General features: G+C 64.1%; 14 protein-coding genes. 11 read left to right on the forward strand and 3 right to left on the reverse strand.

From position 1 onward, the window contains the following. The first annotated feature begins 5 nt into the window (after positions 1 to 5). Complete coding sequence (locus HW932_RS04700) at positions 6 to 497, forward strand: CvpA family protein (RefSeq protein WP_176975325.1); 492 nt, start codon at positions 6 to 8, stop codon at positions 495 to 497. Between the two features lie 25 nt (positions 498 to 522). Here HW932_RS04700 and HW932_RS04705 read toward each other — a convergent pair whose 3' ends face one another. Both HW932_RS04705 and HW932_RS04710 read right to left on the reverse strand, forming a co-directional pair. Further along, on the reverse strand, positions 523 to 819 hold the full coding sequence (locus HW932_RS04705) for a DUF4342 domain-containing protein (protein WP_176975326.1): 297 nt from the start codon (positions 817 to 819) through the stop codon (positions 523 to 525). A gap of 85 nt (positions 820 to 904) precedes the next feature. Further along, positions 905 to 1894, reverse strand: a complete 990-nt coding sequence (locus tag HW932_RS04710; protein ID WP_176975327.1) for a serine/threonine protein kinase — start codon at positions 1892 to 1894, stop codon at positions 905 to 907. A 136-nt stretch (positions 1895 to 2030) separates the two neighbouring features. On the opposite strand from HW932_RS04710, the gene HW932_RS04715 reads away from it, so the two are divergent. The 7 genes from HW932_RS04715 to dcd all read left to right on the forward strand — a co-directional run bounded on the left by HW932_RS04715 (position 2031) and on the right by dcd (position 7337). Continuing rightward, positions 2031 to 2537: an NADH-quinone oxidoreductase subunit B family protein gene (locus tag HW932_RS04715; RefSeq protein WP_176975328.1), complete on the forward strand. Its 507-nt coding sequence runs from the start codon at positions 2031 to 2033 to the stop codon at positions 2535 to 2537. Between the two features lie 152 nt (positions 2538 to 2689). Further along, a complete protein-coding gene (locus HW932_RS04720; RefSeq protein ID WP_176975329.1) occupies positions 2690 to 4087 on the forward strand; it encodes a ribonucleotide-diphosphate reductase subunit beta in 1398 nt (465 codons plus the stop codon). A gap of 84 nt (positions 4088 to 4171) precedes the next feature. Further along, a complete protein-coding gene (locus HW932_RS04725; RefSeq protein WP_176975330.1) occupies positions 4172 to 4864 on the forward strand; it encodes a succinate dehydrogenase iron-sulfur subunit in 693 nt (230 codons plus the stop codon). Next, positions 4865 to 5164 (forward strand): FAD assembly factor SdhE, encoded by a 300-nt coding sequence (locus HW932_RS04730; RefSeq protein ID WP_343046957.1) that lies wholly within the window; start codon positions 4865 to 4867, stop codon positions 5162 to 5164. A 3-nt stretch (positions 5165 to 5167) separates the two neighbouring features. Continuing rightward, positions 5168 to 5626 carry a protein YgfX gene (locus tag HW932_RS04735; protein ID WP_176975331.1) on the forward strand — a complete coding sequence of 153 codons (459 nt, stop codon included), beginning with the start codon at positions 5168 to 5170 and terminating at the stop codon, positions 5624 to 5626. Between the two features lie 49 nt (positions 5627 to 5675). Continuing rightward, on the forward strand, positions 5676 to 6683 hold the full coding sequence (gene galE, locus HW932_RS04740) for a UDP-glucose 4-epimerase GalE (RefSeq protein ID WP_176975332.1): 1008 nt from the start codon (positions 5676 to 5678) through the stop codon (positions 6681 to 6683). Positions 6684 to 6770: 87 nt separating this feature from the next. Continuing rightward, positions 6771 to 7337 carry a dCTP deaminase gene (dcd, locus tag HW932_RS04745; protein ID WP_176975333.1) on the forward strand — a complete coding sequence of 189 codons (567 nt, stop codon included), beginning with the start codon at positions 6771 to 6773 and terminating at the stop codon, positions 7335 to 7337. A gap of 79 nt (positions 7338 to 7416) precedes the next feature. On the opposite strand, the gene yhbY is transcribed toward dcd, so the two are convergent. After that, positions 7417 to 7719 carry a ribosome assembly RNA-binding protein YhbY gene (gene yhbY / locus HW932_RS04750; RefSeq protein WP_176975334.1) on the reverse strand — a complete coding sequence of 101 codons (303 nt, stop codon included), beginning with the start codon at positions 7717 to 7719 and terminating at the stop codon, positions 7417 to 7419. Between the two features lie 187 nt (positions 7720 to 7906). Between yhbY and aroA the strand changes: the two genes are divergently transcribed. From aroA to rpsA, 3 genes are all read left to right on the forward strand, one after another. Beyond that, positions 7907 to 9241, forward strand: a complete 1335-nt coding sequence (gene aroA / locus HW932_RS04755; protein WP_176975335.1) for a 3-phosphoshikimate 1-carboxyvinyltransferase — start codon at positions 7907 to 7909, stop codon at positions 9239 to 9241. Further along, entirely contained in the window at positions 9238 to 9921 is a 684-nt protein-coding gene (cmk, locus tag HW932_RS04760; protein ID WP_176975336.1) for a (d)CMP kinase, read from the forward strand. Before aroA ends, cmk begins: the two co-directional genes overlap by 4 nt. Positions 9922 to 10083: 162 nt before the next feature. Then, positions 10084 to 11766, forward strand: a complete 1683-nt coding sequence (gene rpsA / locus HW932_RS04765; RefSeq protein WP_176975337.1) for a 30S ribosomal protein S1 — start codon at positions 10084 to 10086, stop codon at positions 11764 to 11766. Positions 11767 to 11869: the final 103 nt, after the last annotated feature.

Below are 11869 nucleotides of genomic sequence, written 5' to 3' on the forward strand. Positions count from 1 at the left end.
CGCAGATGAATTGGGTCGACTACATCATCCTCGGCACCATTGCGCTCTCGGCCCTGGTCGGCGTGGCGCGCGGCTTGATCCGCGAGGTGCTGTCGCTGGGAACCTGGGTCGCGGCGCTTGCGATCGCCTGGTTCTTCCATCAGGAACTGGCCGACCTGCTGAGCGGACAACTGGCCCATCCACTGGTCAGAAAGGGCGCGGCCTTCATCGCGCTGGTGCTGCTGGTCCTGATCGCCGGCGCCATCCTGGGCACGGTGCTGACGGCCCTGATCGACACCGTGGGGCTGACGGGGGTCGATCGTCTGCTCGGGATGGCCTTTGGCGGCGCGCGCGGCGTGGTCCTGGTGGCCATGGCCGTCTATCTGGCGGCGCTCACGCCCGCGCCCTCGGATCCGGTCTGGAGTGAGTCGACGCTGATCTCGGACTTCGAGTCGATCGGACAGTGGCTGCTCAGTCTGACCCCTCCCGAACTCGAAGCCCGCCTGAAGCAGATCTGATGGAGTCGTCTGGAGGCGGCGAACCTCAGTCGTAGTCGCGCTCGTCATAGACGCCCGAATCGCGCTCGATCTCCAGCTTGAACCGCATCACGAGTGCGGCCAGGGCGGCGAGCGCCATCAGCATCGGCACGACCAGGATCAGCAGGGCGATGACGGCGAGACCGGCGACCAGCGGGACATCGATCAGGAGGCGTCCGCTCGGGCGGCGCACGATGAGACGCCTGAGATTGCCCTGATTGATCAGATCCTTGGCCTTGCCGAGCCAGTCCGAGCCGCTGAAATCGCTATCGTCCGGTTGTCGGCGTCCGCCTCGGTTGTGCATGGATGAGACCTCAGGTTTTGAATGATGTGTGTCGGATGGAGAGCGGCGCATTCTAAACCGCGCCCTGGCGCGTTCGCCATGGGACTCAGAGTCCGTGGAGCGGCCCGGCCTCCATCGCCGCGATCTGTTCGCGCAGTTGCAGGATATGGTTCTGCCAGTAGTGCGCGTCGCCGAACCAGGTGAAGGCGGCGGGGAAGGCGGGATCCGTCCAGCGGCGCGCGATCCAGGCGGCATGATGGACCAGACGCAGCGTGCGCAGCGCCTCGATCAGGTGCAGTTCGCGCGTGTCGAATTCCTGGAAATCCTCGTAGCCGGCGAGCACGGCCGCGAGTTGCCGGCTCATCTCCTCGCGCTCGCCCGAGAGCAGCATCCAGAGATCCTGAACGGCCGGTCCCTGGCGCGCGTCGTCGAAGTCGACGAAGTGCGGCCCGGCATCGGTCCAGAGCAGGTTGCCGAGATGGCAGTCGCCGTGCAGCCGGATGTGCTGGATCGACCCGGCGCGCGCATAGCCGTCGCGCACGCCCTGCAGGGCCTGATCCACGACACTGGTATAGGCCGGCAGCAGATCGGCCGGGATCCAGTCGTGGGCGAGCAGGTAGTCGCGCGACTCGACGCCGAAATGCGTGATGTCGAGGATCGGGCGATAGCGGAACGGCTCGACCGCGCCGACCGCGTGGATGCGTCCGATGAAGCGCCCGATCCATTCCAGGACGTCCAGGTCGCCCAGTTCGGGGTGACGCCCGCCTCGTCGCGGCGTCAGCGAGAAACGATAGCCGGCGAAGCTGTGCAGCGTCTCACCGCCGATGATCGCCGGCGCCACGGCCGGGATCTCCAGCTCGGCCAGGGCCAGCATGAAGGCGTGTTCCTCGCGGATGGCCTCGTCGCTCCAGCGTCCGGGGCGATAGAATTTGGCGATGACGGGCGCCTCGTCCTCCAGACCAACCTGATAGACGCGGTTCTCATAGCTGTTGAGCGCCAGCAGGCGACCGTCAGGCAGCAGTCCCAGGCTCTCGACGGCATCCAGCACGCGGTCGGGGCCGAGGTCGGCGTAGGGGGTTGGATTGAGTGTGTTCATGCTCCGATTCTAACGCTTTCCGGCAGGTTCCAAGGTGTATTCCCGTCGAACGGGAGCGACCATGGCTTCGATAGGGCGGCCCTGAGCATCGCCTGTCGTACCGACATCACCGAACAGAGAGGAGTTCGATTCGCCCATGTTGCGCATCCTCAAGCAAACCTGGCACGCCGGCCTGGTGACGGAACCGGCGCCGGAGTACGACGACCCCGAGTTGGAACGTCTCGGCATCAGCCTGCGCCGGGCGATCGATGTCCGACTCGGCCGCAGTCTGGCGATCCGGCAGGTCGATGCGGGCTCGTGCAATGCCTGTGAACTCGAGATCCATGCCCTCGACAATCCCTATCACGATATCGAGCGTTTCGGGGTTCGTTTCGTCGCCTCGCCGCGTCATGCCGATGCGCTCCTGATCACTGGGCCGGTCTCGCGCCACATGGAGACGGCGCTGCGCCGCACCTGGCTGGCCACGCCCGCACCCAAGCTGGTGATCGCCGTCGGCGACTGCGCCTGCGATGGCGGCGAGTTCGGCGCCGGCTATGCCACGTGCGGCGGGGTCGAACGGGTCGTTCCGGTGGATCTGAAGATCCCCGGCTGCCCGCCCGAACCCCTGGTTCTGATCAAGGGGCTGCTCCGTGTGCTCAGCTGAAGGTCAGGCATCCGAGCATGGGATAGAAACCATATAAGCGAATCATTGTGCCTCAAGCACACAATATATGGTTTTTCGTCTTGGAGGCGCTGCCGAAATCGCGTAGACTCGCGACCCCTCACCCGATCACGGCGACCTTGGAGGATAGTGCCATGCTGAACTGGGATGACCCACTCGCGACCGCCGGTCAGACTTCGAATACTCATCCGTCGCCGGGTCTGGAGCCGGTCGCGCGTTCGGTCGCAAGACGCTCGACCGACACCGCTGTTCATGGGACGACGCCGTCACAGCCGTCATCGCCTCATCCACGGGCCAGTCATCCGCGCCCCGGACTCGGGCTGGTCGACAATGCCGCGCTCATGACGACCGCCGGCGCCGCACCCAGCGTCGATCCCGACCCCTTCGCCCACGCTACCCCGGACCCGCAGGGCGATCTGCCGATCGAGGATCGCATCCTGCCCGAGCCGCGCACGGCCGGTTCGGAATCGGTCGCAGGCGGCGCTACCGGTCTGGAGTCGCTCGCCATGGGCGCGGACCGGGTGCGCGTCGACGACAAGCGCATCATCAACTGCCGCGCCGATCTCAACCAGCTCGTGCCCTTCAAGTACGACTGGGCCTGGCAGAAATATCTCGACGCCTGCGCCAACCACTGGATGCCGCAGGAGATCAGCATGAACGCCGATCTGGCGCTCTGGAAGGATCCGAACGGACTGACCGAGGACGAGCGTCTCATCGTCAAGCGCAATCTGGGCTTCTTCTCGACCGCCGATTCGCTGGTCGCCAACAATCTGGTGCTGGCGGTCTATCGCCACATCACCAATCCCGAGTGCCGTCAGTATCTGCTGCGTCAGGCGTTCGAGGAGGCGCTGCACACCCACGCCTATCAGTACGTGGTCGAGAGCCTGGGACTCGACGAGGGCGAGATCTTCAATATGTATCGCGAAGTGCCGGCGGTGGCGCGCAAGGCCGAATGGGCGCTGCCCTTCACCCAGCATCTGGCCGATCCGCACTTCCAGACCGGCGCCCCGGAGAACGATCAGAAACTGCTGCGCGAGCTGGTCGCCTTCTATGTCATTTTCGAGGGCATCTTCTTCTATGTCGGCTTCGTGCAGATCCTGAGCATGGGCCGGCGCAACAAGATGACCGGCACCGCCGAGCAGTTCCAGTACATCCTGCGCGACGAGTCGATGCACATGAACTTCGGCATCGACGTCATCAATCAGATCAAGATCGAGAATCCGCACCTCTGGACGCCCGAGTTCCGTCAGGAGCTGGTCGGCATGATCCGCGAGGCCGTCGAGCTGGAAGCGCGCTATGCTCATGACACCATGCCGCGCGGGGTGCTCGGACTCAACGCCCAGATGTTCGAGGACTATCTGCACTTCATCGCCAACCGGCGCTGCGCCCAGATCGGTCTGCCGGAGCAGTATCCGGGCGCGAGCAACCCATTTCCCTGGATGTCCGAGGTGCTGGATCTGAAGAAGGAGAAGAACTTCTTCGAGACCCGTGTCACCGAATATCAGACCGGCGGCGCGCTGAGCTGGGACTGATCGGCTGTCGGACCATTTTATTGCAGCGCACAAAACAGTTAGGATTGGCAGGTTTCCAACCGCCAACCGTCTCGGGTATCGACGATGAGAATCAGCGTATATCGCTACAATCCGGACACCGATAAGCGTCCCCGGATGCAGGACTACGAGGTCAAGACCTTCCAGGGCATGATGTTGCGCGACGCGCTGCTGGATGTGAAGAAGCAGGATGAGTCCTTCAGCTTCCGGCATTCCTGTGGCGAGGGTGTCTGCGGGTCGGACGCGGTCAACGCCAATGGTCGCAACGTGCTGGCCTGTGTCACGCCGATCACTGAGCTGAAGACGCCGATCGCGGTGCGTCCGCTGCCGGGGCGTCCGGTCATCCGCGATCTGGTCGTCGACATGACCCAGTTCTACGAACAATATCGCGCGGTCAAGCCCTATCTGGTGCGCAAGGATCCGCTACCCGAACAGGAGATCCCGCAGAGTCCAGCCGATCGCGACAAGCTCGACGGACTCTATGAGTGCATCCTCTGCGGTTGCTGTTCCACCGCCTGTCCGTCGTTCTGGTGGAATCCCGACAAGTTCCATGGGCCGGCGGCACTGTTGCAGTCCTGGCGCTTCCTGGCCGACAGCCGCGATCAGGCGACCGAAGAGCGGCTCGATGCGCTGGAAGGACCGTACAAGCTGTTCCGCTGCCACAGCATCATGAACTGCGTCGAGGTCTGCCCGAAGGGGCTCAATCCGACCCGCGCCATCGGGCACATCAAGGAACTGATGCTCGAAAAGGGGCTATAAGTGGTTGACCCGAGCGAATCACGGCCGCTTCCCACCGATGACGCACGGGAGCTGCAGCGTCTGCGCTGGCAGTGCCGGCGCGGGATGCTGGAGCTGGATCATCTGCTCGCGCGCTTTCTCGATCTCGGCTATGCCGATCTGTCCGAGATCGACCGGCAGGACTTCCTGGCGCTGCTCGGCGAGCCGGATCCGCATCTGAGCGACTGGTTCATGGAGCGTTCCGAGCCGCCCGAGCCGCGTCAGCGTGCACTCGTCGCTCGGATTCTTGCGGTCGTGAGCGAGTCGCCACGCGCAGTCTAGTCCATGGATACGCATCGAGCGTATCCGCCACTCGTACTGTTCCCGTGTGTTTCGCGCCGGCTCGTGTTCCTGGCCGTTGCAACACTGATGCTGGCGCTGGCTGTGATCCTGGCGCTACCGCTCGGCTGGCTGACTCTGCTACTGGTCTCGGCCGTAGTGCTGGGTGCCTTGCAGACGCTGTTGGGTGATGTACTCGGGCGTGCGCCCTGGTCGATCCGGTGCGCGATCTGGCAGTCAGATGGATTCTGGACGCTGAGGCTCGTCTCCGGATGCGAGATCGAGGCCCGGCTCTCACCCGCGACCTTCGTCAGTACGCTGGGCGTGGCGCTCGTGTTCATCGTCGAGGGTTCCTGGTGGCGGCGACGCACGCTGATGCTGGCCCCAGACTCGCTCGATCCGGAGACCCTGCGCCGTCTGCGCCAACGTTTGCGACTCGCCGGCGAGCGTGTTGAGATAGCCTGAAGGTCGAGTAACAGCGGATTTCATTCGAACAGAGGGGAGCGCACGAGACATGCGAGTTCTAGTGACTGGCGGGGCCGGCTACATCGGCAGCCACACCTGCCTGGAGCTGCTGCAAGCGGGCATCCATGTCGTGGTGCTCGACAATCTCTGCAACAGCCAGGAGGAATCCCTGCGTCGAGTCGGCGAGATCACAGGGCAGGGCGTGGGTTTCTTCGAGGTCGATCTGCGCGATCGCGAGACGCTCGACGTGATCTTCAGCCAGGGCCGGTTCGATGCCGTGATCCATTTCGCCGGTCTCAAGGCGGTGGGCGAATCGGTTGCGCATCCACTGGAGTACTACGACAACAACGTCCAGGGTACCCTGACGCTCTGTCAGACGATGGCCGACGCCGGTGTGCGCAATCTTGTCTTCAGCTCCTCGGCGGCTGTCTATGGCGATCCAGCGACCGTGCCGATCCGTGAGGATTTCCCCGCCGGGGCGACCAATCCCTATGAGCGCTCGAAGCTGTTCATCGAGGAGATCCTGCGCGATCTGCATATATCCGATCCGCGCTGGAACATTGCGCTGCTGCGCTGTTTCAATCCGGTCGGCGCGCATGAGAGCGGGCGCATCGGCGAGGATCCGAACGGAATCCCGAACAACCTGATGCCCTATATCGCCCAGGTGGCGGTCGGGCGGCTCCAACGGTTGCGCGTCTTCGGCAACGATTATCCGACGCCGGACGGAACCGGGGTGCGTGACTATATCCATGTGGTGGATCTGGCGCGCGGTCATCTGGCCGCCCTGCACAAGCTGCAAGAATCACCAGGCGTGGTCACTTACAATCTCGGGGCTGGTCGCGGTTATAGTGTGCTGGAGGTGATCGCGGCCTTCGAGCGGGCGAGCGGTCGTCCTGTCCCTTATGACATCGTCGAACGCCGGCCCGGTGACATCCCGTGCTGTTATGCCGACCCGTCGCTTGCACGCGACGAGCTGGGCTGGAGCGCCGAATACGATCTGGAGCGCATGGTGGCCGATGCCTGGCGCTGGCAGTCGCAGAATCCGGACGGTTACTGAGCGCGGCTTGGCGCTGTCCCCTTAGTTCATTGTCGTGCGCCGCCCATCAGCGGCGTCGTAGTTTTTTGTTTTTCGTCAGGAGGCCAGATGGCCATCAAATCAGATCGCTGGATACGACGCATGGCCGTCGAGCATGGGATGATCGATCCCTTCGAACTGGGTCAGGTGCGTGAAGGCGAGCATGGGCGCGTGATTTCCTACGGCACGTCGAGCTACGGCTACGACGTACGCTGCGCCGATGAGTTCAAGATCTTCACCAACATCAACTCAGCGATCGTCGATCCCAAGAATTTCGATTCCAACAGCTTCGTCGATCTCAAGTCCGATGTCTGCATCATTCCGCCGAATTCGTTTGCGCTGGCGCGCACGGTGGAGTATTTCCGCATCCCTCGGAATACGCTTATCGTGTGCGTCGGGAAAAGCACGTATGCAAGGTGTGGAATCATCGTCAACGTGACCCCTTTGGAACCCGAGTGGGAAGGTCACGTCACCCTGGAGTTCTCCAACACCACGCCGCTGCCCGCGAAGATCTACGCCAACGAGGGTGTGGCGCAGATCCTGTTCTTCGAGTCCGATGAGGTGTGCGAGACGTCCTACAAGGATCGCGGCGGCAAGTACCAGGGACAGCGCGGTGTGACCCTGCCCAAGTCCTAAAAGTCCAGAATCATGGCCTGAACCGGGCGGCGCGGTGTTCAGGCCATCGCTTCAGCGTGCATCGCGGCTTGGAATCGCCTCAGAGCTTCGGCAGCACGATGGGATCGCGCTTCTTGGGATTGTGGCGATAGAGCGCGGCGACGTTGCCGATGCGATTGATGAGATCCGCTCCGGTGCGCTCGCAGATCAGGCCGATGGCGGCATCGCGCTCGTCACGGTCGCCGGCGTTGACGCGGACCTTGATCAGTTCATGATGGTCGAGCGCAATCTCGATCTCGGCCAGCACCGCTTCGGTGAGGCCGTGCTGGCCAACGAGCACCACGGGCTTGAGATGATGGACCTGGGGCTTGAGCCAGCGTTTCTGTTTCTCGGTGATGGGCATGGGGTCGATCTTTAGGGTGTGAACGGGAGGACGCCGCTTCGACGGGCATCCGTCATGATGCTCGAACGAGTCGGGTCGACATCCTACTCGAATTTCCATTCCGGCGTGGTGCGCGTTGGTTCGCCGCCCGGCGACTGCTACAATCCCAGCCCTTTCATCACCGGCCACGCGAGCCTTGGGAGACGCCTTGTCCTCGCTCATCGATCATCGCTACCTCATCACACCCGGCGGCTCACTGCGCGGACGTCTGCGCGTGCCGGGCGACAAATCGATCTCGCATCGCTCCATCATGCTCTCAGCCATCGCCGAGGGGCGCACCCAGGTCAGCGGCTTCCTGGAGGGGGCCGACGCCCTGGCCACGCTGGCGGCCTTCCGCGCCATGGGCGTGTCGATCGAGGGTCCGAACGACGGCGAGCTGGTGATCGAGGGTGTCGGGATGCGCGGTCTGCGTGTGCCCGAGACGGTGCTCGACATGGGCAACTCGGGCACGGCCATGCGGCTGCTCGCCGGACTGCTGGCGGGGCAGGGGTTCACGGCCACGCTGGTGGGCGATGACTCGCTGACGCGCCGTCCGATGCGCCGCGTCACCGAGCCGCTGGCGCTGATGGGCGCTCAAATCCGCACCAGTCCGACCGGCACCGCGCCGCTGACCATCGAGCCGGTGGACCATCTGAACGGCCTCGAATACCGCCTGCCGATGGCCAGCGCCCAGGTCAAATCCTGCCTGATGCTGGCCGGACTCTATGCCGAGGGCGAGACCTGCATCGTCGAACCCGAGCCGACGCGCGACCACACCGAGCGCATGCTGACCGCCTTCGGCTACTCGGTACGCCGCCAGGGTCTGCGCGTCTGTCTCACCGGCGGCGGACGCCTGACGGCCTGCCGACTGCGCATCCCGGCCGATATCTCATCCGCCGCCTTCTTCCTGGTTGGGGCGAGTATCGCGCCCGGCTCGGATCTGCTGCTCGAAGAGGTCGGCATCAATCCGACCCGAGTCGGCGTCATCAACATCCTGCGCGCCATGGGCGCCGACATCGAACTGCTCGACAAGCGCACGGCCGGCGGCGAGCCGGTGGCCGACATCCGTGTCAAGTCGGCGCGGCTGCGCGGCATCCAGATCCCGGTCGATCAGGTGCCGCTGGCCATCGACGAATTCCCCGCGATCTTCATCGCCGCCGCCTGCGCCGAGGGCGAGACGGTGCTGACCGGCGCCGAGGAGCTGCGCGTCAAGGAGAGCGACCGCATCCAGGTCATGGCCGACGGTCTGCTCAAACTCGGCATCCAGGCCGAACCGACCCCGGACGGCATCCGCATCCAGGGCGGCGCCCTGGGTTCGGCGACTGGTGAGAACGCCATCGAGGCCCACGGAGACCATCGTATCGCCATGTCTTTCGCCATCGCCGGACTGCGCGCCAACGGACCGATCGAGGTGCGCGACTGCGCCAATGTCGAGACCTCCTTCCCCGGCTTCCCGCAACTGGCCGCACGCGCCGGACTGACGATCGAGGAGCAGCGTCCATGACCTCGGTTCCGATCCTCACCATCGACGGTCCCTCCGGCACCGGCAAGGGCACCCTCATGCAGCTCCTGGCCGAACGGCTCGGCTGGCACGCACTCGATAGCGGTGCGCTCTACCGGGTGCTGGGTCTGGCCGCCAGTCGTCAAGGACTGGATCTCGACGACCCCGAGGCATTGACCCCGCTCGCCGCCGCACTGCCGGTCGAGTTCCAAGCCGGACGTGTGCTCCTGTCCGGCGAGGACGTCAGCGATGCCATCCGTACTGAAGATGCCGGCATGGCCGCCTCGCGCGTGGCCGCTCATCCGGGCGTGCGCTCGGCCCTGCTCGACTGGCAGCGCCGCTTCGCCCGCACGCCCGGCTTGGTGGCCGACGGACGCGACATGGGCACCGTGGTCTTCCCGCAAGCACCGCTGAAGATCTTTCTCGACGCCAGCCCCGAGATCCGTGCCGAACGCCGCTATAAACAGTTGAAGGAGAAGGGGTTGGATGCTAACCTCCCGCAACTTGTAGCGGACATCCGCGAACGGGACGCGCGCGATCGGTCCCGCCCGGTGGCGCCCCTGTGTCCCGCCGAGGATGCCGTGTTGGTGGATTCCACCCAGATGTCCATTGCTGAAGTGCTCGATCGAGTCCTGGAAGAGGTTAGGCGCGTCTTCCCGGAAGCGATCGCCCGAGGCTCCTAAGATCGCCTGCGCCTTGCCTGTCCAAGTCACTTGGGCCAGCGGCGGATAGCGGTCGAAACAGGTAGGGTCGACGTGGAGAGCGTCGACCTTTTCGTTTACTCAAAACACCCCTCGTCCCGGATGGGACGGGTCAGCGCGCCATTCTCAGGATACTTGGATCTCATGACCGAAAGCTTCGCCGAACTCTTCGAACAAAGTCTGAACACCACCCAGCTCCAGCCGGGTACCATCGTCGTCGGCACCGTCATCGACATCACCGCCGACAACGTCGTGATCAATGCCGGACTCAAGTCCGAAGGCATCATTCCCCGCAGTCAATTCATCAGCCCCGAGGGCGAGCTGGAAGTGGCGATCGGCGACGAGGTCGAAGTGGCCCTCGACGCCGTCGAAGACGGCTTCGGCGTGACCCGTCTCTCGCGCGAAAAAGCCAAGCGCTTCGCTGCCTGGGATTATCTGGAGAAGGCGTTCGAGAACGCCGAGACCGTCAAGGGTCTCATCAACGGCAAGGTCAAGGGCGGCTTCACGGTCGACCTGGGCACGGTGCGTGCCTTCCTGCCTGGTTCGCTGGTCGACGTGCGTCCGGTGCGCGACACCACCTACCTCGAAGGCAAGGAACAAGAGTTCAAGGTCATCAAGCTCGACCGCAAGCGCAACAACGTCGTGGTCTCGCGCCGCGCCGTGGTCGAGGAAGAGTACAGCGCCGAGCGCGAGCAGCTGCTCAAGAACCTGGAAGAGGGCATGGAAGTCAAGGGTGTGGTCAAGAACCTCACCGACTACGGCGCCTTCCTGGATCTGGGCGGCATCGACGGTCTGCTGCACATCACCGACATGGCCTGGCGTCGCGTCAAGCATCCGTCCGAAGTGGTCGAGATCGGCGACGAGATCAGCGTCAAGGTGCTCAAGTTCGACCGCGACCGTCAGCGCGTCTCGCTCGGCCTCAAGCAGATGGGCGAAGACCCGTGGGTCAACATCTCGCGTCGCTATCCCGAGAGCACCCGCGTCTTCGGTAAGGTCACGAACATCGCCGACTACGGCTGCTTCGTCGAGATCGAAGAGGGCGTCGAGGGTCTGGTGCACGTCTCCGAGATGGACTGGACCAACAAGAACATCCATCCCTCCAAGGTCGTCAACCTGGGCGACGAGGTCGAGGTCATGGTGCTGGACATCGACGAGGAGCGTCGCCGCATCTCGCTCGGCATCAAGCAGTGCGCCATGAACCCCTGGGAGGAGTTCGCCGTCACCCACAAGAAGGGCGATCACGTCTCCGGCAAGATCAAGTCGATCACCGACTTCGGCATCTTCATCGGTCTGGACGGCGGCATCGACGGTCTGGTGCATCTGTCCGACATCTCCTGGGACGAGGCCGGCGAGAACGCGCTGCGTCGCTACAAGAAGGGCGACGAGCTCGAAACCGTGGTGCTGTCGGTCGATCCCGAGCGCGAGCGTATTTCGCTCGGCGTCAAGCAGCTCGACAAGGATCCGTTCTCCAGCTTCGTCGCCCTGCACGAGAAGGGCAGCGTCGTGACCGGCGTGGTCGCCGAGGTCGATGCCAAGGGCGCGACCATCACGCTCGGCGACGGCGTCGAGGGCTATCTGCGCGCCTCCGAGATCTCGCGTGACCGCGTCGAGGACGCGCGCGCGGTGCTCAAGGTCGGCGAGGAGATCGAAGCCAAGTTCCTGGGCGTCGATCGCAAGAACCGCACCCTGTCGCTGTCGATGAAGGCCAAGGACGTCGAGGAAGAGCAGAGCGCCATCAAGGGCTATTCGCGTGACGCGGCCAGCGCCGCCACCACGCTCGGCGACCTCCTCAAGGAGCAGATGGAAGAGGCTCAGCGCGGCAACTGAGGCTGAGGTCGTCCTCTAGACCATGAGGATGCGGGGGCCGCCCCCCCCCCCCCCCCCCCCCCCCCTTTTTTTTTAAGAGGAGCCCCCCCTACAAAAAAGAGGA

This window comes from Allochromatium humboldtianum (assembly GCF_013385175.1).
Classification (GTDB): domain Bacteria; phylum Pseudomonadota; class Gammaproteobacteria; order Chromatiales; family Chromatiaceae; genus Thermochromatium; species Thermochromatium humboldtianum.

Coding starts and splice junctions, on each gene's coding strand:
- cmk (WP_176975336.1), top strand. CDS start 9,238: ATGACCTCGGTTCCGATCCTCACCATCGACGGTCCCTCCGGCACCGGC.
- HW932_RS04715 (WP_176975328.1), top strand. CDS start 2,031: ATGTTGCGCATCCTCAAGCAAACCTGGCACGCCGGCCTGGTGACGGAA.
- dcd (WP_176975333.1), top strand. CDS start 6,771: ATGGCCATCAAATCAGATCGCTGGATACGACGCATGGCCGTCGAGCAT.
- HW932_RS04720 (WP_176975329.1), top strand. CDS start 2,690: ATGCTGAACTGGGATGACCCACTCGCGACCGCCGGTCAGACTTCGAAT.
- HW932_RS04705 (WP_176975326.1), bottom strand. CDS start 819: ATGCACAACCGAGGCGGACGCCGACAACCGGACGATAGCGATTTCAGC.
- HW932_RS04710 (WP_176975327.1), bottom strand. CDS start 1,894: ATGAACACACTCAATCCAACCCCCTACGCCGACCTCGGCCCCGACCGC.
- HW932_RS04735 (WP_176975331.1), top strand. CDS start 5,168: ATGGATACGCATCGAGCGTATCCGCCACTCGTACTGTTCCCGTGTGTT.
- HW932_RS04700 (WP_176975325.1), top strand. CDS start 6: ATGAATTGGGTCGACTACATCATCCTCGGCACCATTGCGCTCTCGGCC.
- yhbY (WP_176975334.1), bottom strand. CDS start 7,719: ATGCCCATCACCGAGAAACAGAAACGCTGGCTCAAGCCCCAGGTCCAT.
- galE (WP_176975332.1), top strand. CDS start 5,676: ATGCGAGTTCTAGTGACTGGCGGGGCCGGCTACATCGGCAGCCACACC.
- rpsA (WP_176975337.1), top strand. CDS start 10,084: ATGACCGAAAGCTTCGCCGAACTCTTCGAACAAAGTCTGAACACCACC.
- HW932_RS04725 (WP_176975330.1), top strand. CDS start 4,172: ATGAGAATCAGCGTATATCGCTACAATCCGGACACCGATAAGCGTCCC.